This window comes from Endozoicomonas gorgoniicola (genome assembly GCF_025562715.2).
GTDB classification, from domain to species: domain Bacteria; phylum Pseudomonadota; class Gammaproteobacteria; order Pseudomonadales; family Endozoicomonadaceae; genus Endozoicomonas_A; species Endozoicomonas_A gorgoniicola.
Genome location: NZ_JAPFCC010000001.1, coordinates 3648781 through 3668961, shown reverse-complemented (window position 1 = coordinate 3668961; position 20181 = coordinate 3648781). Strand labels below are relative to the sequence as shown.

General features: G+C 49.0%; 16 protein-coding genes. 7 read left to right on the top strand and 9 right to left on the bottom strand.

The window, feature by feature from the left end; genetic code table 11:
- Together tcdA and lamB are read right to left on the bottom strand one after the other, a co-directional pair.
- Positions 1-777, bottom strand: a complete 777-nt coding sequence (gene tcdA, locus NX722_RS16765; RefSeq protein WP_262563982.1) for a tRNA cyclic N6-threonylcarbamoyladenosine(37) synthase TcdA — start codon at positions 775-777, stop codon at positions 1-3.
- A gap of 264 nt (positions 778-1041) precedes the next feature.
- Positions 1042-2523: a maltoporin LamB gene (gene lamB, locus NX722_RS16760; protein WP_262563981.1), complete on the bottom strand. Its 1482-nt coding sequence runs from the start codon at positions 2521-2523 to the stop codon at positions 1042-1044.
- A 460-nt stretch (positions 2524-2983) separates the two neighbouring features.
- Here lamB and NX722_RS16755 point away from each other — a divergent pair, with 460 nt between their 5' ends.
- A complete protein-coding gene (locus NX722_RS16755; RefSeq protein ID WP_265442364.1) occupies positions 2984-4132 on the top strand; it encodes a MalM family protein in 1149 nt (382 codons plus the stop codon).
- Between the two features lie 45 nt (positions 4133-4177).
- Here the strand turns inward: NX722_RS16755 and malQ are convergent, their stop codons facing one another.
- From malQ to malE, 5 genes are all read right to left on the bottom strand, one after another.
- Positions 4178-6379: a 4-alpha-glucanotransferase gene (gene malQ / locus NX722_RS16750; protein WP_262563979.1), complete on the bottom strand. Its 2202-nt coding sequence runs from the start codon at positions 6377-6379 to the stop codon at positions 4178-4180.
- Between the two features lie 12 nt (positions 6380-6391).
- Positions 6392-7525 carry an ABC transporter ATP-binding protein gene (locus NX722_RS16745; RefSeq protein WP_262563978.1) on the bottom strand — a complete coding sequence of 378 codons (1134 nt, stop codon included), beginning with the start codon at positions 7523-7525 and terminating at the stop codon, positions 6392-6394.
- Between the two features lie 52 nt (positions 7526-7577).
- Positions 7578-8465: a maltose ABC transporter permease MalG gene (malG, locus tag NX722_RS16740; RefSeq protein ID WP_262563977.1), complete on the bottom strand. Its 888-nt coding sequence runs from the start codon at positions 8463-8465 to the stop codon at positions 7578-7580.
- Positions 8466-8503: 38 nt separating this feature from the next.
- Entirely contained in the window at positions 8504-10045 is a 1542-nt protein-coding gene (gene malF / locus NX722_RS16735) for a maltose ABC transporter permease MalF (protein ID WP_262563976.1), read from the bottom strand.
- Positions 10046-10146: 101 nt separating this feature from the next.
- Positions 10147-11382, bottom strand: coding sequence for a maltose/maltodextrin ABC transporter substrate-binding protein MalE (gene malE, locus NX722_RS16730; RefSeq protein ID WP_262563975.1), 1236 nt, complete (start codon positions 11380-11382; stop codon positions 10147-10149).
- 586 nt (positions 11383-11968) lie between these two features.
- Here malE and NX722_RS16725 point away from each other — a divergent pair.
- Entirely contained in the window at positions 11969-13003 is a 1035-nt protein-coding gene (locus NX722_RS16725) for a type IV pilus twitching motility protein PilT (RefSeq protein WP_262568684.1), read from the top strand.
- Between the two features lie 127 nt (positions 13004-13130).
- On the opposite strand, the gene NX722_RS16720 is transcribed toward NX722_RS16725, so the two are convergent.
- Together NX722_RS16720 and NX722_RS16715 are read right to left on the bottom strand one after the other, a co-directional pair.
- Positions 13131-13535, bottom strand: coding sequence for a hypothetical protein (locus tag NX722_RS16720; protein WP_262563974.1), 405 nt, complete (start codon positions 13533-13535; stop codon positions 13131-13133).
- Between the two features lie 322 nt (positions 13536-13857).
- The gene (locus tag NX722_RS16715) at positions 13858-14322 is read right to left on the bottom strand and encodes a helix-turn-helix domain-containing protein (protein WP_262563973.1); all 465 of its coding nucleotides are present in this window, start codon (positions 14320-14322) and stop codon (positions 13858-13860) included.
- A gap of 165 nt (positions 14323-14487) precedes the next feature.
- Here NX722_RS16715 and NX722_RS16710 point away from each other — a divergent pair, with 165 nt between their 5' ends.
- From NX722_RS16710 to NX722_RS16690, 5 genes are read left to right on the top strand one after another with little or no spacing between them, the layout of a single operon-like run.
- A complete protein-coding gene (locus tag NX722_RS16710; protein WP_262563972.1) occupies positions 14488-14982 on the top strand; it encodes a GspH/FimT family pseudopilin in 495 nt (164 codons plus the stop codon).
- Positions 14973-15500 (top strand): type IV pilus modification protein PilV, encoded by a 528-nt coding sequence (gene pilV / locus NX722_RS16705; protein WP_262563971.1) that lies wholly within the window; start codon positions 14973-14975, stop codon positions 15498-15500. Before NX722_RS16710 ends, pilV begins: the two co-directional genes overlap by 10 nt.
- The gene (locus NX722_RS16700; protein ID WP_262563970.1) at positions 15497-16384 is read left to right on the top strand and encodes a PilW family protein; all 888 of its coding nucleotides are present in this window, start codon (positions 15497-15499) and stop codon (positions 16382-16384) included. The genes pilV and NX722_RS16700 overlap by 4 nt, the downstream gene beginning before the upstream one ends.
- Positions 16377-16850 carry a hypothetical protein gene (locus tag NX722_RS16695; protein ID WP_262563969.1) on the top strand — a complete coding sequence of 158 codons (474 nt, stop codon included), beginning with the start codon at positions 16377-16379 and terminating at the stop codon, positions 16848-16850. The genes NX722_RS16700 and NX722_RS16695 overlap by 8 nt, the downstream gene beginning before the upstream one ends.
- Before the next feature lie 22 nt (positions 16851-16872).
- Positions 16873-20181, top strand: a complete 3309-nt coding sequence (locus NX722_RS16690) for a VWA domain-containing protein (protein WP_262563968.1) — start codon at positions 16873-16875, stop codon at positions 20179-20181.

Sequence of the window (20181 nt, the reverse complement as noted above, 5' to 3'; positions counted from 1 at the left end):
TCAGGCCGTGAGTTTTTTGATGATTCGGGAGACGGCGACAAAACCAAACGTCGCCGTTACAACCGTCGATGCACCAAAGCCACCGGCGCAGTCCATTTTGGTAGAACCCAGGTCGTGGGGTTTTTGTTGGCAGATGCTACCGTCAGGGTGTGGATAAACGGCCTGCTCACTGGAGAAAACACAGTCAACACCGAACTTACGTTTGGTGTTTTTGCTGAAGCCATGAAAGTCCCTTAAGTGAGTTTTGACCTTACGTGCCAGGGGGTCGTGCCAGGTTTTGGTCAGGTCGGTAATCTGGATCTGGGTCGGATCGGTCTGACCACCCGCTCCACCCGTGGTAATGATGGGTATTTTATTGCGCTTGCAGTGATTGATCAGGGCGGCTTTAATCCGGAAGCTGTCAATGGCATCGAGAACATAGTCAAACTCGCTGGTCATCAGTTCGGCGATGTTCTCTGGTGTAATAAAGTCTTCAATGATCTGGCAGTCGCAGTTCGGGTTAATTGCCTTGATTCTCGCCTGCATTACCTCGCATTTAGACTGACCAATGGTGTCTGTTGTAGCATGCAGCTGACGGTTAATATTGGTTATGCAGATATCGTCCAGGTCAATCAGAGTAATTTTACCCACAGCCGTTCTGGCCAGTGCTTCTGCTGCCCAGGAACCGACCCCACCAATGCCAATGACACAAACGTGGGATTGTCCCAGTTTTTTTTCAGCGTCCATGCCATAGAGGCGGCGGATGCCACCAAAGCGTTCATCAAGGGTGGTACTCATAACGTTCGTTGGGCTCAACATTCAGTAGAAAAGGCGCGGATTATAATACCAACTCCTGTTGAGCGCTATTTCGGCAGAGAGCACTCTTTCAGTTAAGAGGTAGTTATCCCCAAAGTCTGTGGATAACCTGGGGTATAACTTTGTGGCAACTTTTTCTGATGCCGATGAAGTAACTGGTTTGAATGATTGATCAAAAAATAGACAGAAAAAAGGGCGGACAAATCCACCCTGAATTAAATGATTAGAGAGCTGTGTGTTGCCGTTTTACCACCAGGCTTCCATCTGTACACCAAAGGTTATGCCGTCCGTTGCCTTGCCAAAGTTTTCTGCGATCAGTTTTTTGTCGCCACCAACTCCTGCTGTACTGGGGTTGCAGTTGACGGCTCCGGCAGGGCACTTGATTTCGTCCCAGTTGGCGTAGGTGACGAAGACCCTGATAACAGGCCTCACCATGGCTCCGAAACGTGGGTGGAATTGTTGTGCCAGGGTGACTTTGTAGAGCTGGGAGTCATCATAGGCTTTTATGTAGCCTGACTTTGGGCCAAGCAAGGGAATCGTAAAGTCAGCACCATTTTTGACTTTATCAAACCCCAGATCAAGAACCGTACTGGTCAGTTCGCTCCATTTCCACTGAGGGCGGATACCGACAGTCAGCCACTCCAGTTTGTCCGGAGCCATCGCTACTTTTTTAATCTCATCGGAGTAGTCCATTTTGGTCCATGCCACCACATACGTCATATCCAGACGATCCATTATGGGTATTTGACCGAAATCAAGAAACCGGAACATCTTGCTGCCATCGAACCACTTGGAGGTTTGTGAGGTCCTGCCATCTTCGCCCAGTCCGGGGCCAGTCATTGCGTCGGTGGCGTATTGTACGACAAAGCTATTATACCCGCCCATGGGAAACGAATAGGTCAGCTGTGCGGTTCCCATAAAGCCGTCTTTGTCGTACAGCTTTTTGTCAGGTACTTTGTCTCCCGGAGACCCCTTGCCGTAGTTAAGACCCAATTCCAGAGCCAGATTGTCCGTCAGCTTCAGGTCGCTGAGCCTTAAGTCGATAATGTTGGTGGCAATGGGCCTGTCTTTATAAAGAATTTTTTCAACTCCGGAATCATAAGAAGAGTCAAAAAAAACATCGGCTTCATTCCTGATCCAGGCCAGATGAAATTTACCGAAGCCTGCATCAATGTCCTCAATGCCAGCGCCCGGGCCGGAAACATTCCAGTAGAACCAGTCAAGCTGGTGGATGTCGTGGCGTCGGTAATAGCGTTTTCCTGCCCAGAGTTTGGCACCGGGTAAGGCCGGGAAAAGATTTTCAGCGATTATATTGATTTCCCTGAGGGCAAAATCGTTATCGTCCTTGCTCGGGTTTTCGGAGTCCTTTTGTTGATCGACTTTATAGGAAAGCCGGGTATTCACTTGGAACACTGTGCCATTGTCGGTTGCCAGTGTAGCCTGCAAACCCTGTTCTGTGTAGGTTTCGCACTCATTTCCCAGCCGGTGCTTAAAGGGGGTGCCAGCTGCCTGAAAACAGGCCTGCTTACCCCCTTTTGCGGAGCTGCCAATGCCTGAGCGGGCGTATCCGAAGTAAGTAAGATCCATCCTTTCGGCGGCAGAACCGCTCTGGTCTTCCATCCCCTGTGCAAAAACTTCAGGGCCAGAAATTGCGGCTAGCGAAACGACTCCAAGGCTACACAGTGCGGAACGCAGAGTGCTGGCCAGCGAGGATTGTTCCTGAGTCATGACAAAACACCTTGTGTGTGTTTGAACTATCCGGAAACTATCTGGAATTCTCGAGCTATACAGAGACCTGAAGTCTTGCCGACAGCGAGCAGATCAACTGCAACTGTTGTCTGTTATATAAATTTCGATAGTATTTTTTTTAGATAATATGAACATCTCTGAATGACGAACTCACCGTTTTACAGCAGATTCCGGAACCATAGTGAAGGCTTTTCTGTTTTAAAGGTGAATATTTATTTTCACCTCATACCAAAATAGTTCAGGGTTTAATACTCAGCAACCAGTGGAAAGTCTTTTTTGTTTATCTTTGTTTCAGCTTTTAACGTTATGTTTTGCCGGCTTCTGGTAATAAGCTCACCGCATTGATAACCTGTGCCCTGTATTTTATGGGGTGTAACAAGGTTCGATTATGAAAGCAGTGAGTTGTCTCTTGAATAGCTACCTGAAAACGAATATGAAAATGAAGAGTCATCTGTCAATAAACGACAGACATAAGAAAATTTGGCAGCCTGCGATAAAAGCAGCGGCACTGGTTCTTGTGGCAACAGGGTATGGATGTTCCACGTTTCAGAGTGACAAGCTTGTCAGCGTACCTGATTCCAACCAGGGCAAGACATTTCATTCTATTGCCGATATAACCTGTCAGCCCCTGGCGTTGATGCCGGGAAAAGATACAGCCAGAGTTGTCATTAATGAGCAGACTGCCCGGCTGCAACTGCCGTCAGGTCTTACTCCGGTGCTGGCCTATAAAATACCTGAGCAGGGCGTGCACAAAATAGGCATAGACAGTTTTGTTGTCCGTCATTCAGGGCAGAGTACTGCCGGTTCAGGGGATAATGAGTTGTTTTATCCTGAAATAGCCTTGTTGAATAAAGACAATGTAATGACCAGCAAGGTCGACCCGCACCATGTTAGCTACAAAAAGCCGGGCTTTACGTCAGAAGAAGGTGTAGGCACATCATTTACCATCGATAACCGTGGCTCGGTCGCGGACAAACCTTCATGCCTGTTAATTTATACGACAGATGACCTTAGGAAAGGTACAACTACCCTGACCAGTGAAGAGAAAGAGTACGCCAAAGCTCGTGGAGTGGTGCCGAACCCCGGTCCTGATCCGGTGGCCCGGCACGGGAATACCGGGCACCTGACCATTGCCATGAAAAGCGACGGGCTGGTAGCTGTTAATCCTGCTATTGTACCGGCTGTTACGAATCATCAGACCAGTGCGACACTGGCTCCCCGCCAGTTTGCTGAGCCTGCCAGCCTGACGCTGGACAAGCATACCCGGGAAATACGTAACCATTATCTGAACGGGGTGAAAAGCGCCCTGGATCAGGGCAATGTTACTGCTGCGCTTGACCAGCGGGCTGAGTTAAAATCTGTTACGGCGGATGCAGAGCATTATTTTCTCAATAATTACGGTAAATCCAAAGCCGTGATTCAAAGTGTTGGAAAAAACGCTGGTGGCAGCTTTGCTGATAAAGCCCGGCAGTTATATAAAGAACGCATAAGCGATTATTTAAAACAGGGTAAGGGTTCTGCTGCATTGCAAATGCTGGATGAAGTGAAGGCGTTGCAGGCGGATGTGGATCGCTTATTTGATCGATAAGGAGTTTGTCGTTCCCGTCTTCGCGGGAACGACGATTTTTCCGTTTCAGGCCTGACGAATATTACAGATATTTTTGAACAGTGCCTGATTGCTTTCATCGGCAAACAGGCTTTCCAGGGTTTCGGTCAGCTTTCTTTGCCAGTTAGGGTACTCGGAGCTGGTGCCTGGAACATTGACCGGTGATTCAATCTGCAAGACATCTTCCAGTTGCAGTACCACTATTTTCGATGTGGTCTTAGCCAGATAGTAGTGCAGCTTTTCCATCACGTCCCTGGTGTAACCCAGTGTCGATATATGATCCGGATTCATACCCCGGGGACGTTCATTAATATCAATCAGGGTATGGACCAACGCCATTTTATCCTGATGCCTTGCCAGCTTTTGGGCTTCGGTTTTTTCAGCATTATAAATACCCAGCTCGTGTCGTAAATCCAGATCAAGGCAATTCCACCACGCCTTGAGCGTAGGGACATCGTGATTGGAAATACAGGTCAGGGCCATTGGCCTGAACTCTCCGGGTGACATAAAGCGATCCCCTTCACAGGAGAACAACACCACCTCATTGGAATAGCATCTGGCTGGCGGCAGGCTGGCTTCAATTTCCGGCGGTATCGTGCCGAGGTCTTCACCAAATACCAGGCATTCACGACGCTGGCTTTCCAGTTTAATAATGCCCAGCAGATCATTCAGGGGGTAATACGTGTATGCGCCAAAATCTGCGGTCTTTCCATTAGGACACCACCACAGGCGTAACAGCCCCATCACATGGTCAATGCGAAGCGCGCCGCAATGGCTCATGTTGGATCTGACCATTTCAATAAAGGGGGCATAATGCTGCTGTTTAAGGGTAACCGGATTAAACGGCGGCAGTCCCCAGTTTTGCCCCTGTGGCGCAACGCCATCGGGAGGCGCTCCGACACTGGCATCCAGGCAGTAAACTGCGCGATTGCTCCAGACATCGGCACCACCCCGGTCAACACCAACCGCCAGATCCCGGTAAATGCCTACCTGCATGCCTGCGTCCAGGGCGGATTTCTGGGCTTCCGCCAGCTGGATTTCAGACAGCCATTGCAGATATTTGTAATAGTCAATGGCATCCCTGTTCTGTTCACTGAACCCTTTAACGGCGTCTGAGTCAGGTGTCTGGTAGTCATCGGGCCAGCAGGGCCAGCCCCAGCTCATAATATCCAGCTGTCTGAAGTGTGCGTAAAGGGCTTCATAGGTGGCATGCCGGTCAAGGCTGGCACCACGAATATCGCAGAAGTTCAGGAAGGCTTTGCCCCGTGGTGTGCCTGTTTTGACATGGTTATGCTGAAACTCTTTAAAGAGCAGCGCCAGCACTTTGAATTTTAGCGAGGCCACCTGTACATAATCCACGTATTCAGCCTTGCGGGCATCGGCAATGGCACCCTGAAACCCGGGGTCATTGACCATTGCCCGGGCTTCAGTGGAATCGGCAAATTCCGGAATAGCTGTCACATCCAGATACAACGGATTGATGAAGTTCCGGCTTGAAGGACTGTATGGGCTGGCGTGTAAGGGATTGGCAGGGTACAGCGCATGGATCGGGTTAAGCCCGACAATATGAGCCCCCTGGCTGGCGAGCTTCTCAGCCAGTTGTTTCAGACTACTGAAGTCGCCTATTCCCCAGTCATGCTCGGTACGCAGGGTATAAAGCTGTATGGCAGACCCCCATATTTTATGCCCCTGTTTCAGTGATTCAGGCTCATAACAGGTGGCTGGTGCAACAATAATCAGGCTGATGGCTTCCAGGTTCCGGTTTTTCAAAGTCAGCCGGTGGTAGCCGGTTGGCAGGTCTTCCGGCAGTTCCAGAGACAGTTTCACCAGATCTCTATCAGGAAAGGATTGTCTGTCGATTATTTCCAGAGAGTCAGCTTTGACTGAAATTGAGCGACGGCGGCCGCTTTCCAGCTCGAACTCGCCCTTAAATGCGTTACTTAACCGGCTTTCCGGTATGTACATATCAATGGTAAAAGGTTGTCCCTGATGCACAACGTTGACCGGTGCAACGAGATGCTCCCACTGTTGTTGCTGACAATGGTCAATCGCGGCTCTGGTGTTGTCATTATTGCTGAGGTTGAAACCCATGGCCTGCAGAATGGGAATCTTCAGTTCCGTTGGTACGCTCACCGGACGGCCTGCCCAGTCTTCATAATTGCCACAGACGCCACTCAGGGCTGCGAGCTGCTCAACCAGTGGCTGATCGAGCGAGGTTGAAATGGTCATATCTGCTCCTTCCTAATCGACTTCCGGGGCTTGAGTACGACGGAAGGCTTTGCCATCCGCATCAAACAGATGACAGAAATGCACAGGAAGCTCTATTTTCATTTTGATCCCTTCTGACCTGTGGCGGGAATCTTCTACGCGCACGATGAAGTGTTCCCGAATAGTGTCATGGGTCATATAGATAAATGATTCAGCACCCAGCCGTTCCAGAGCCTCTACTTTACCTTCCACGGCGTTGCCTTCATCGGTTTCTGCCAGGGCATCTTCCGGGCGAATGCCCAGAACCACGCGGTCTCCGGCTTTTGCCCTTTCTGTATTGGCATTGGCCTGGAGTATTTCTCCGGTGGTGAGTTTGATGACGGTCTGTTTTTTACCAACTTTTTCGATAAGGCCATCAAAAAAGTTCATTTTAGGCGAACCAATAAAGCCTGCCACAAACATGTTGGCGGGATGGTGGTACAGTTCCAGTGGCTTACCCACCTGCTCAAGGTTAGTTTTGGCACCAGGCTGCAAGGGACTCAGCACCACGATCTGGTCTGCCAGGGTCATAGCTTCCACCTGATCGTGGGTAACATAGATGGACGTTGTCTTCAGCCGGGTATGTAACCGGGACAGTTCCTGCCGCATTTGTACCCTGAGGGCAACGTCCAGATTGGACAGTGGTTCATCAAACAGGAATACCCGTGGGTGCTGAACAATAGACCGGCCAATGGCAACCCGCTGTCGTTGACCGCCTGACATGGCTTTTGGCTTGCGATCCAGTAACGCTTCCAGTTGCAGAATCCTTGCGGCTTCCTGAACGCGTTCGTTAATCAGGGCTTTATCGGCTTTTACCAGCTTCAACCCAAAGGCCATGTTCTCTTCAACGCTCATATGCGGGTAAAGTGCGTAAGACTGGAATACCATGCCAACCCGTCGTTCATTCGGTGGCATGTCATTAACATGTTCCCCGGCAATAAACATTTCACCGGCACTGATCTCTTCCAACCCGCAGACCATTCTGAGCAGGGTGGATTTGCCACAGCCGGAAGGCCCTACAAAAGCGACGAACTGCCCATTAGTTATATTAAGGTTGACGTCTTTGATCACCCAGGTTTTACCCTGATCGTAGCTCTTGGAAATATTAACAAGTTTTACTTCTGCCATGTCTGTTTCCGCTAACGGTTACCGGTTACTGATTACCTGTGTCAGGAACGGTTTAACCTTTCACACCACCTGCTGTAAGCCCTCCGACTATCCAGCGCTGACAGAGCAGGAAGATGATCGATATCGGTAAACCGGATAACACCGCTGCCGCCGCAAAGTCGCCCCAGAGATAGTTCTGTGGGTTCAGGTACTGTCTGGAGCCAACGGCCAGAGTCAGGTTATCCATACTTTGCAGGAGTACCGACGCCACAGGGTATTCGGCAATGCTGGTGATAAAGGCAAGAATAAAGACGACAGCCAGTATGGGAATAGACAGTGGCAGGAGTACATACCGGAATGCCTGCCAGGGTGTCGCCCCATCAATGGCTGCTGCTTCCTCGAGTGATTTGTCGATGGTTTCGAAATAGCCTTTGATCAACCAGATATGCAGTGCCAGCCCACCCAGATAGGCGACGGTGACAGACCCAAGGCTGTCCAGTCCCAGCCATGGAATATAGTTACCCAGCCTGTCAAACAGTGAGTAAATGGCCACCAGTGCCAGTACTGCCGGAAACATTTGCAGAATCATCATGGCAGTCAGCATATGCTCTTTAAATTTGAAACGTAGCCGGGCAAAGGCATAGGCTCCGGTGGTTGACAGCAGAAGAATCAGTATGGTTGAAACAAATGCCACCTTAATGGAGTTCCACAGCCATAACATCACTGGAAAGGGTGGCTGAATCACGGAACCGTCTGCGTTTTCCCACGGGATGCCAAACGCCAGATACCAGTGTTCAAGGCTGGGGTTGCTGGGGATCAGGTCTCCCGTGGCAAAATTGCCGGACCGGAATGACACAGAGATGATCATCAGGAACGGGAACATAATCAGGCACAGAAACAGAATCATAAAAATTCTTGTGGCCCATACCCGGTATTTCAGGTTTCTTGGCTGAACAATCATAGTGGTTACCTGCACTCTTTCGATATTCCGGGAACCCTTTATTCAGTAAACCGCCTGGTGGCTTTGAGATTGAGCCAGGCGATGACCCCGACCATCAGGAAGATAAAGGTGGCAATGGCTGATGCCAGACCGTAGTCCTGTCCGTACTGACCAAAGGCGATACGGAAGGTATAGCTGACAAGCAGGTCAGTAGCACCGGCTGGCGTGGTCGCACCAATGATATTGGGCGCGCCGTCTGTGAGCAGGGCGATCAACACCAGATTGTTAAAGTTGAAAGCAAAGCTGGCAATCAGCAGTGGAATTAATGGTTTGATGATCAGTGGAATGGTGATTTTGAACAGGTTTTGTACCGGAGTGGCTCCATCAATCGCCGACGCCTCGTAAAGGTCATCAGGAATAGACTTCAGCAGCCCGATACAGAGGATCATCATGTAGGGGTAACCCAGCCAGGTATTAACGATCAGCACCATTGTTTTGGCAAGGAAACCGTTACTGAACCATTCAGGTTGAATGCCAAACAGCATGTTCAGCAGCATGTTGATCTCACCAAAGTTCTGGTTAAACAGACCCCGGAAAATCAGGATGGAGATAAACGCAGGGACGGCGTAGGGGAGAATCAGCAACAGACGATAGACGCCATTGCCCTTGAGCGGTTCCCACTGCACCAGACAGGCCATCAACAGGCCAATAATCAGTGTGAACAGAACACTGAGCGCAGAGAAAGTCAGGGTCCAGGTGAAAATTTGCAGAAATGGCCCCTGAATCCCCGGGTCTGAGATCACCCTGGAAAAATTGTCCCAGCCGTTGAATACCGTAAACCCCGGACTAATGTGTTCGCCAGTGTTGTCAACATAGTAGCCGGTGGTCATATCCGGGGTAAGTATGTCACCGTTGCGACTGTCGATCAGTATATCATTGGAACCTTCGTCGTATATTCTGGCCTGTGGGCCAAACTCACGCAGGCTGGTCATTGATAACGAACCACCATCAGGCAGCATGATGGTTAACAGCTTCAGGATATGGCGAATCCGGATGGTGTCGCGAAAAGCCAGCTCCTTTCCATCAGGCAGTTCAGACGACAGCCGGGCTGTCACTTCTGTTGGTTCGGTTAACTCCCCGAATGGTGCGCTGATCAGGTGCTTGTCCGTGTCTTTATTACTGATAAACAGCAGCTGATAGTTTTCACCCTGCTGCCAGGCTTTGAAATTGTATGACTCTCCCGGGGTTCTGTAGGTTTTTGCCATGTGAATGGCTTTTACCCGTTCAAGAGGGAGAAGATTGCTGGAACTGTAATTGGTGAAAGCGACATTCACCGTATAAAGCAGGGGAAATACAATAAAGACGGATACGCCCAGCAACGCCGGATAAACGTATCGGTAAGAGTAGCCTTTATGGCTGATAAAGACCCAGGTGCCGGTGGTAATAATCAGTAGCACCAGCAAGGCAAAAGCCATTTCACCGCTGGCATACATCATGGTGACACCATACAGCAGGATCAGGTCTATAGCGGCAAGCAGCCCCAATGCGACCCATCTGCCAGGGTTGCCGGACTTATTTCCGGCAGAGCTGATAGCCTCCATAACGGCAAGCCTCCTGAACTCTGGGGTGTCGCTGTTCTGACTGCCCAAAACAACGACAGTAGTCTTATAAGTGAGACTGAACAGACTCACTGGTCAGTAGATTAGTCGACGATACGTTTGGCTGCGTCATTCAGTGCTTCTTTATAGCCCTGGCGTCCGCTGGTGATGTTTCTCAGGGCGGCTTCCATGGCTGACCAGAATTTGCCCATCTCAGGAACATTAGGCATCAGCAGCCCGTTCATTGCGTTGTCGTAGGTGGCGCTGATGCGGGGATCTTTCTGCAGCTCTTTCATGTAGATTTTGTTGGCAACGGCTCCGAGCGACACGTCTTTATTCATCGTACGTAGCCCGTCGTCAATCAGCAGGTAGTTTTCCAGAAACTCTTTAGACAGTGCCTTGTTGGGGCTGGCGTTATTCAGAGCGGCACTCCACACACCGACAAAGGCTTTTGAGGGCTGGCCGTTGATGCTGGGAAGCGGTGCAACCCCGTAGTCGATGCCACTGGTATCCAGGTTGGCCCAGGCCCAGGGGCCGCTGATCATCATGGCACTTTTGCCTTTGTTAAAAGTGGATTCCATGACACCGTAATCAACCCCTCTGGGTAGAACGTTTTTATCAATCAGGTCGGTCAGCATTTTGGCCCCGGCCATGGCACCTTTATTGTTGACACCTGTGTCTTTGACATCGTAACCGGTCGCGGTTTTCTTAAAGGCATAACCGCCATCGGCTGCCAGCATGGGCATGGTGAAATACGGTTGTACCTGGTCCCACATAATGGTTGTCATGCCCTTGTCGGCTTTTTTCAACTGTGTATCCAGGGCAAACATATCTTCATAGGCTTTGGGCGGTTCAGGCAGTATTTTCTTGTTGTAGATCAGGCTGATGGCTTCCAGCGAAATAGGGTAACCATAGATTTTATTGTCAACTGATACAGCGTCCCAGCCCATATCAATAACTTCACGTTTAAATGGTGAGGATGGTTTGATAGGAGCCAGAAGCCCGCTTTGTGCCCACTCGCCAAAGCGATCGTGAGCCCAGAACAAAATGTCCGGTCCGCTGCCGGACGCTGCTGACTGCTGGAAGCGGTCGGTAATGTTTTCCGGAATTTCTACCTTGACCTTGATGCCGGTATCTTCTTCAAAAATTTTGCCCATTTGCCGTATACCGTTGTAAGCCTTATCGCCTCCGACCCACAGAACCAGCTCATCGTCACTGAAAGCCAGTGCTGTCGATGCCCCCATCGTCATGCTTACTGCCACCGTTGCGGCGGCCAGGGTCGTTGCGGCAACCTGGCTGGCGAGTGTTTTAGTCACTGTGTTGGCAAGTTGTTTGATCATCTGTCAAAACTCCAGACAATAATGTGCCCTTTTTCCAGCGTATTCTCTGAGACAGCCGACAGAGCAACGAAAGCTCGTAACGGCCAAATAGCGCTATGACTCAGAGAATGAACCTCAGACCAGAAACAGGATTTAAGGGAATTTGGGTCAGGGACTGTTATAAACCCTTACAAATATAGTTTCTTGTAGAAGAAGCACTGGGGATAATGGTGCGAAAATTCGTGCAGTGGTTTTTGAGTTAGCCTGTGGTTATAAAAAAACTGTCGCATATTTTTTCAAAGCATAACAATACGATCTTACGGGGTTATTTATCCTGCTTTTATCTATGAAGAGTCCATGAAGAGTCCATGAAGAGTCCATGAAGAGCCCATGAAGAGCCCATGAAGAGTCCATGAAGAGCCAAAATTTGAGATCCCGGTTGTAGCAGTCTGCCCGGAAGCTGTTACAAATGGCGCACCTGCCAGCAGCAATTTAGATTTATTGAATTTTGATTGTAATGATCAGCCTGTCAAAGTTAATGGTGCCTGACCGGTAACGGAGATCACCATCAACCAATCTCAACGTAATAGGGACGCGTGTGTATAGAATCAGTTTAAAGCAACTGCTGTCAGAAGCTCATAAAAATGGCGCCTCAGATTTACACTTAAGCTCTGGCTTACCGCCAGCAGTCAGAATTGATGGTGATATTGTCTACTATGACCTCCCTGCCCTGAGCAATGACGACTGCCATTCATTGCTTGGCGAAGTGATGGATGATGACCAGATGAAAGGTTATCTGGATTCCGGAGATGCTGACTTTGCAACTGAGATTGAAGGGGTTGCAAGATTTCGTGTTAATGCCCTGAACAGCCGCAGGGGAGCTGGTGCTGTATTCAGAACCATCCCCAGCCATGTTCTCACTATGAAACAGCTGGGATTGGGTGAGGTCTTCAGGAAGCTTGCTTCCCGGCCAAGGGGACTGGTTCTGGTGACTGGCCCTACGGGCTCAGGCAAGTCGACCACCATGGCAGCCATGCTGGATTATTATAATACCACCAAAAAGGGTCACATCCTGACCGTCGAGGACCCGGTAGAATTTGTGCATGAACCAAAAAGTTGCATTGTAACGCATCGTGAAGTTGGTTGTGACACCGCTTCTTTTTCTTCTGCATTGAGAGCTGCACTGCGGGAGGATCCAGATTGTATTCTTGTTGGAGAAATGCGCGACATTGAAACTATCTCGCTGGCATTAACTGCGGCAGAAACGGGGCACCTGGTACTGGGAACCCTGCACACTAACTCAGCAGCCAAAACAGTCGACAGGATTATTGACGTGTTTCCAGCCAGTGAAAAAGAAATGGTCAGAGCAATGCTTGCAGAATCGTTACAGGGAGTAGTCAGTCAGACGCTGCTGAAAAAGAAAGGCGGTGGTCGTGTTGCAGCACACGAAATAATGGTTGTTGATAACAGTATCAGAAATCTGATTAAAGAGAATAAGATCGCGCAGATGTATTCACAAATACAAACCTCTGGCAAGATCGGCAGCCAGACTATGGATGACAGTCTTAAAAAACTGGTAGAGAATGGCGTTGTTGAACAGGAAGAAGCCAGAAAAAAAGCCAGGGATCCGGACAGGTTCTGATCGTAGCTTTTTCTGACACCCTTTTTCTGACACCCTTCCCTGATTAAGAAGAAGGGTGTCGTACGTCATCCTCGCGCAGACCTCGCGCAGACGGAGAGAGCTGGTATACCTGCCAGGGCAAGGCAGGTTAAAACTGAGCATCCATTAATCTTGTGCAAATATCGCATTCCAGTTCACTGTCATATCGCATCCTGGCTGTCAGCCATTCAGAATTGCGCTTATCCAGTGAAGCTTCGGTATGCACTCTGCCAGAGTCAGTCTGATCAATAAGCTGAAAGAAAAGTTCTTTCTGATCAGTCTCAATCGCGGATGTTATCGATTCAGCCAATGACTCAATACTGTCCAGGCAATTCGGGTCAAGATGCTGTTCAATCCAGCTTTCAAGCTCAGGACGGCTGTCCGGCTTATCCTGGTCGTTGTCTTTCAGAGTCCACTTCTTATTCCATGTATCCGGGTTAGGGCTGGAGTATAAGAGTTTGCCTTTTCTGGACTGCTGGCTTATCGCAAGAAACAACCCTGAATAACTTTTCATATACACCTCAGGTAATGGTGTTTTCGAAAGCGTTTTGTTTCACCGCTATGGAAGTTTTAAGTTGTACTGCTCATCTTTTTTGACAGATAAGGTTACAAATAGTAACAGAACTTTCTGCCTCATAGAAATTGCCATTTATGTAAGTTAACAAAAGTCTTTGTAAATATCGGTTTAGACATATTAAGGCTGTCATTCATAAGGTTGTTGTAGAATAAAATTTATTCAGTAAGTCACAAAACGACTTGTCTTATTGAGTACACAATAAAGCCACTGGAAAAGAAAGCCATTGGAAAAGAAAGCCGCTGGAAAAGTATTAGTACACTTATTCTCTTCCTTTTCGATAAAAATGTGCATAAGCACTTCCTTGAATCTTCATTTCAGAACGGGCGATATTCCGAACGGTTTCTGCGGATATTGATTTCGTTATGCCGCACTCGACTGCCATTTCAGCAATAGAGTTAAAGCTTTTAAGTGGTCGACTGCTTTTTATCAGGTCAGTCAGTTGTTGTTTCTGGGCACGAGTCAGACAGGGTTTTCTACCCCGGTTTTCCAGCCGTCTGGAGACTATCTGGGTATGGTCAGATTTAATCCAGCATTTTCTCCAGCGTCTGACATCTCTTGGCTGTATCTCAAGCTCGCGGGCTGTCCCCTTTATTGTTTTTCCTTCATTGGCAAAAAGAATAATAAGTGCCCGGATGCTTTTTTCCAAAGAAAGGGCTTTAGTCTCAAGATAGCGTTCAAGTGCAGCCTTTTCCTCTTGTTTTAACTTGATGTTGCAACTGATCATTTTTCTACCCGCCAGCTTCTTTGTTATTTAGTTCACACTAATTCGGTTGCGTAGAAAAAAAAATAAAGTCTCAGAGTGACATTTGTGCCTGCCAACCCGCATCGGTTTTGAAAAAATGCCATCCGGGCTGTCTACTAGCCATGATTAAATGGTTCAGGCAGGGCAATGACAGAGATGAAGAGAGAGTCATCGGGTTTCAGTCTCATTGAGGCTCTGGTCACAGTGGCAGTGATAGCCATTGCAGCAGGCATTGGTATTCCCAATTTCAATCATTCGATTGCGAACGGCAGGCTGAACGAATCGGCTAATGCTTTCATGGGGGCTATCAATTACGCACGGGCAGAAGCCTTCACCCGGAAACAGACGGTTCATCTTTGCAGTGCCGACAGCAAGGAAGCAGCCTGCAACAAAAATGGCCTGCTCAGCGCAGGTGCAGCCGTTATCAATGGCAGCAATGTGCTGCTTCGGATTCCGGCAGCACGTCAGGGCATAGAGATCAGACCCAAAGGCATTTCCATAGACTTCAATAACCGGGGGCAGCTCGTCGCAGGTTCGGTCACCCTGTCGTTTTGTGATCAGCGGGGACCCGCCAGTGCGCTGGCTTTATCGATTAACGGGTCTGGCCAGGTCAGCAAGGGAGGATTGGTCGCATGCAACTGATCCGGCGCACCGGGCGCGACCGGGGCTTTTCTTTAATTGAAGTGCTGGTGGCTCTGCTGGTTATGGCACTGGGTATTACAGAGTTGTCGAAACTTCAGAATCATTCAATGCAGTCAACGGGTGAAAGCCTGCATCGTAACACTGCCATCATGCTGGCGAGCGATCTGGCAGAGCGAATCAAGCTTAATCCGGATGCCGCTCTTGCAGGGAACTACGACAGTATCAGCCTTCAGGGTAATAAGCAGAAGGTTATTCCTTCTGTCAGCAAAGATTGTTCACTAGTGCAGTGCAATGATCAGGAGCTGGCCAGTAGCGACATGAGGGAATGGTTGGAAAATATAAATGACCAGCAGGGCTGGGGAGCAGACGGGAGCGGCTATGTTCCAATGCTCCCCGGGGCTACCGCCAGCCTGACCCGGAATAACAGGACATTTATCATCAGTATTTTCTGGCAGGAGGCTAACCAGTCATCCCATACCAACGACAGGGTGTCTTATCGCCAGAGGGTTTTTTTATGAAAGCGGGTCGCACAAACAGGCAACAGGGAATCAGTCTGAGCGAAATGATGATCGCTATATTGCTGGGTTCCATTATCACTATTGTAGTGTCTGATAATTTTACACAAAGCTCCATGAATACCCGGTCAGAGCAGGGAGTCAGAAGTATTGCAGAAGGGGCGCAACTGGCGAAAGAGCTGATTGCCAGAGATCTTCGTATGGCAGGGTACCAGGGCTGTGTCGGTTTTCGGGAGAAGCCGAAAGCCGACGACGCCGCGAGATTACCGAAAGCAGCCGTTTTTGGGGTTAATGCGCCAGCGGGTCAGCCCGACACCCTGCAGATATTCAATGCCGCGAGGTTGGGAGCACCGATAGTGGTACAGGACATAAATATTGCCGCAAACGCTCCCGAGATCGTTCTTGGCAGAAATATTACGGTCAATGAAAAGACTGAATTTCTGATCACTGATTGCAAACAGAGTGTCATTTTCAGAAGTCAGGCGACAGCAACGACAACGAGTAACAGGGTGGTGCCGCCCGGAACGGTATCGATTGTGGATTTGTTCTGCAGTCGGGAGAAGCGGGCAGACCCATGCAGCAACATTGAGTTTTATATTCTTGGCCAGCCCGGGGAGAGCGTCTACAGCATTGCTCCTTCTTTTCCGGGGTCTGCCGGCACTTCGCTGTTCCGGGGTGGCGTGAGAATGGTGGACAATATCACCGACTTACAGGTGGCGTATGGCCTCAGGAGCAATGGCAAGCTTCGATACCGGGATGATTGTGATGCCGCATGCAAGTTTGGTGATGCTGAATCCTTACGGTTTACCATCACCGTATCCAGTCCCGATCAAAAAATTCAGAGGTCGTTTACTACAACCGTTAAGCTGAGAAACACCAGTGTATAGATTAAAAAATCAAACCGGTATGGCTCTGCTTGTCTGCATGGTTATTTTGTTGTTATCCGCTATAGCCGTGATTTCTACGACTAAAAATTCAGCACTGGCAAACCGCTCTTCTTATCTCTTTCAGCGGGAAGCAACGACTTTTCAGCTGGCAGACAGCGCACTGCATCGCTCATTGAGGGACTTTCGTGATTCCCCTGCTGCACGTATGCAGGCCAGAAGTGACAATGGCCTGAGAGTAACAACATCCAGTCGCGGAGCTGGTGCCAGCGATTCGTTGCCCGGTGGTGAAATCCGGGCCGATGCCGTCACCCGAATTACCCGACCCGACCCTGTTGGAAACAGTATTTCGGAGGGCGTCGGAGGTACGAAGTTTTTCATTTACACGACAACCAGCCAGGCAAGAGACCCGGATACCAGGGCCAGTATTAATCTGGAAGCGGGATACAAGTCACGGGAAGTCAATTAATAAAAGTTAGTACAGACAGATCATGAATAAAATAAAACGCCTCATACATTTTTTTACACTGTTTATTGCACTGTCTGTTACGTTACCTCTGCAGGCAGATGATACCGACGTTTTCCTGGGTGGTACCTCCAGGACCAGAGTAGACAGTCCTAATATCCTGTTCGTTCTGGATAACAGCGGCTCCATGCTCAGGACGGTCACTGAAGACAATAAGAGTCGTGCTGAAGTCATTCGTGAAGGATTAATTAAACTCATCAATGAGTTAGAAGCGGTCAATATCGGCCTCATGGTTTTTAGTACTTCAGGACTGGTAGATAGTTATGGTCGTCCAATAAGCGACAGACTTCTTTATCCTATTGCACCTGTCGAAAATGTCAGGCCGGGCATGATTGATTTTCTCAATAATTTTGAGCCAGTTTCATACCGCATCAATACACCGCTTGGCCCTGCATTGATGGATGCGTCGAAGTATTTTGATGGTTCTTTCAAGCATTACACCTGCCCGGTAACTGAACAGTGTCAGAACAACCACATCGTACTACTTACAGATGGTCAGCCAAGTGACTTCAATATCAGCAGGAGTTTCAGGGATTTTTCTGGAATAACAGGGTGTACCGGCTACAATTCCGCAGGCAACAGGGTTAGTCGCGGAGAATGGTGCGTTCGTGAGCTGGCAGACTATATGGCAACGACGGGGGGCTCAGTGGCCAAGTCTGTAAAAGTCCATACCATTGGTTTTGCCCTTGGGGAAAGTAATAAGAGCCTTCAGACAAAGATATTTTTAGACGATGTGGCAAAGCTTGGTCAGGGCAAATACGCCCACGCCAGTAACGCAGAAAATCTGAAAGATATCCTGGGTTATCTGAAGCGCAGCGTTCTGGACAAAAGCACAACCTATACCGTACCGGGAGTGACAGCCAATAACTTTTCCAACGCCTATCACCTGAACTCAATTTTTTTCTCATTGTTCACGCCTTCACTAAACGACCGCTGGAATGGCAACGTTAAAAAATATCGCCTCAAAGCAATGACTGACAGCACTGCTTCGGGCTCATCTACCCTCAGGATTGTTGACTCCAACGGCGCTAATGCCATTGATCCGGGCACAGGTTTTTTTAAAAGTAGCAGCAAAAGCTACTGGTCTGACATCAATGATGGCAATGATGTTGCGCTTGGAGGTGTCAGTAAAAAACTGCCAACTAAAGAAGATAGAAAGGTCTACACCTATCTGGGTCAATACGACTTTTCAACACCTGTCGACCTGACTGAGGGCGAAAATTCCTTTACTGCCAGCAACCCCGGGCTGACCCCTGATTTATTCAATCTGGCAGTCGGCGATACCAGTGGAAAAAATACAGCCATTGACTGGTTGAGAGATCCCGATAAAGACCTGGGTGATCCAATGCATTCGGTGCCGGGAGTGGCTACTTATCGATGCCAGCAATTCGATGAGGGCGCTTCACAGGTTTGCCCGGAAGATAAACAGGATATGGCCCTGTTCTTTGGAACCAACGACGGACAGTTTCACGCCGTTAATGCTCAGACCGGATCAGAGTACTTTAGCTTCATCCCAAAAGAGATTCTGCCAAAACTGCCTGCCTTGCAGAAGAACCAGGAAACCATTCGTACTAAAGACCATGGTCGTATATATGGCATCGACGGTTCGGTGACCCTGTGGGTCAATGATGTCAACCGGAACGGGGTTATTTTTGGGGGTATGGACACACTTGATCAGGATGGTGACGGAAAAACGACTGAAATTCTTGATAAAAGCACTCTCAACAGTGGGGAGCACATTTATGCCTATATTGGCATGCGCCGTGGTGGCAGACATTATTACGCATTTGATGTGACTCGCTTAGACAAGCCAAAGCTGCTGTGGGTGATTGAGGGTGGCAAAGGAGACTTTGCACAGCTTGGTCAAACCTGGAGCAAGCCTATTGCTACAAAGGTTCGTTTTAAGGGGGAAGACAGGAAAGTACTTTTTTTCACAGGCGGTAATGACACTAATCAGGATTATGAGTTTGACTATAAAGAAGCCAGGTATGGCAATGCAATCTTCATGGTAGACGCAACAACTGGCGAGCTGCTCTGGTCTGCCGGAGGGCAGGCTCAGAGCCTGTTGCCCCGCATGGACGCTTCTGGCTATAAGGCCTGGAGCAGCAGACAGTACTATCGTAATAATAGCGTCTCAGGCATCGACTGCCGGACAACTGGAGCCTGGTTTGGCTTTGAGTATGAGGCCTGCGTGATGGAAGGCGATTATATTTACAAAGCACGCAGAACCAACATTGGTGAAAGACCTTCGACAAGCCCGGATACCTGGGAAAAGATAGGCACCATAAAAAATCAAAAATACAGCCACAATCTTAATCTCAGCAAAATGAAATATTCCATGCCCGGCGGTGTGCGAGTGGCTGACATTGACTTTGATGGCTACGCAGACCAGCTGTTTGCAGCAGACACCAGGGGGCAGGTCTGGCGCTTTTTTATCAACAACTGCATCAAAAACCAGCTGGGCTGTACTTCTGCTGCAATCGGGGTCAGTGAAGATCGGTTTATTTCGCCTTCTGACAGTGACGGCGATGGTGTCTGGGCTGAAGATGAGGGAGTGTTTGCCGTTGCCGGGGTAAAAGACAACCCGGAACGGCAGACCAAGATATATGTTGAGCCGGATGTCAGCCTCAGCTTTAAAAACGGTAAGATGTATATGGCGATAGGCATAGGCACTGGCAGTCGGCCTGACCCCACCAGTCGTTACCAGTATTCGTATCTGAAGAACCGTTTTTATGTTTACTTAACGCCCCATTCAGCCATGCTCCCCCTCGATCAGTCTGGTGTTATCAGTGGTCAGCGGGTACCCAGCCACACCATAATCACCGATTACAGTGCTAACCTGGTATCGGCTAAAGACTTGCCTGGTGAAAGAGTGATTGACAGAAAAGTATCTGACTGGACCGGAGGCTGGTACATTGATTTAGACGACAAAGAGCAGGTACTCTCCCCTGCGACAACGTTCAACGGATTAATTTATTTTAATACTTACAGACCGCCTTCAGAGGATTCCGGTATCCCGCGCCTGCCCTGTCAGGTGGTGGCAGGAAGCTCCAGAGCTTACACCGTGCATTTGAGCAATGGTGCAGCGGCTTTTGATAATAAGCGGTTCACCAATTTAAAAACGCCGGGTATTCCCCCCTCAACGCGATTCTTCTTTATCAAAAATGATGAAGGCGGAACGGATTCCGGAGGTACGGCAGGTACCGAGAGCCTCCCTGTCACTTCAATTGGGGGAAATAGCGATGGACTCCTTTACTGGAAGCAGGAGGAATAA

Excerpts from the sequence above, each read along its gene's own strand:
- tcdA (WP_262563982.1), bottom strand. The coding sequence starts at position 777 with ATGAGTACCACCCTTGATGAACGCTTTGGTGGCATCCGCCGCCTCTAT.
- lamB (WP_262563981.1), bottom strand. The coding sequence starts at position 2,523 with ATGACTCAGGAACAATCCTCGCTGGCCAGCACTCTGCGTTCCGCACTG.
- NX722_RS16755 (WP_265442364.1), top strand. The coding sequence starts at position 2,984 with ATGAAGAGTCATCTGTCAATAAACGACAGACATAAGAAAATTTGGCAG.
- malQ (WP_262563979.1), bottom strand. The coding sequence starts at position 6,379 with ATGACCATTTCAACCTCGCTCGATCAGCCACTGGTTGAGCAGCTCGCA.
- NX722_RS16745 (WP_262563978.1), bottom strand. The coding sequence starts at position 7,525 with ATGGCAGAAGTAAAACTTGTTAATATTTCCAAGAGCTACGATCAGGGT.
- malG (WP_262563977.1), bottom strand. The coding sequence starts at position 8,465 with ATGATTGTTCAGCCAAGAAACCTGAAATACCGGGTATGGGCCACAAGA.
- malF (WP_262563976.1), bottom strand. The coding sequence starts at position 10,045 with ATGGAGGCTATCAGCTCTGCCGGAAATAAGTCCGGCAACCCTGGCAGA.
- malE (WP_262563975.1), bottom strand. The coding sequence starts at position 11,382 with ATGATCAAACAACTTGCCAACACAGTGACTAAAACACTCGCCAGCCAG.
- NX722_RS16720 (WP_262563974.1), bottom strand. The coding sequence starts at position 13,535 with ATGAAAAGTTATTCAGGGTTGTTTCTTGCGATAAGCCAGCAGTCCAGA.
- NX722_RS16715 (WP_262563973.1), bottom strand. The coding sequence starts at position 14,322 with ATGATCAGTTGCAACATCAAGTTAAAACAAGAGGAAAAGGCTGCACTT.
- NX722_RS16710 (WP_262563972.1), top strand. The coding sequence starts at position 14,488 with ATGACAGAGATGAAGAGAGAGTCATCGGGTTTCAGTCTCATTGAGGCT.
- pilV (WP_262563971.1), top strand. The coding sequence starts at position 14,973 with ATGCAACTGATCCGGCGCACCGGGCGCGACCGGGGCTTTTCTTTAATT.
- NX722_RS16700 (WP_262563970.1), top strand. The coding sequence starts at position 15,497 with ATGAAAGCGGGTCGCACAAACAGGCAACAGGGAATCAGTCTGAGCGAA.
- NX722_RS16690 (WP_262563968.1), top strand. The coding sequence starts at position 16,873 with ATGAATAAAATAAAACGCCTCATACATTTTTTTACACTGTTTATTGCA.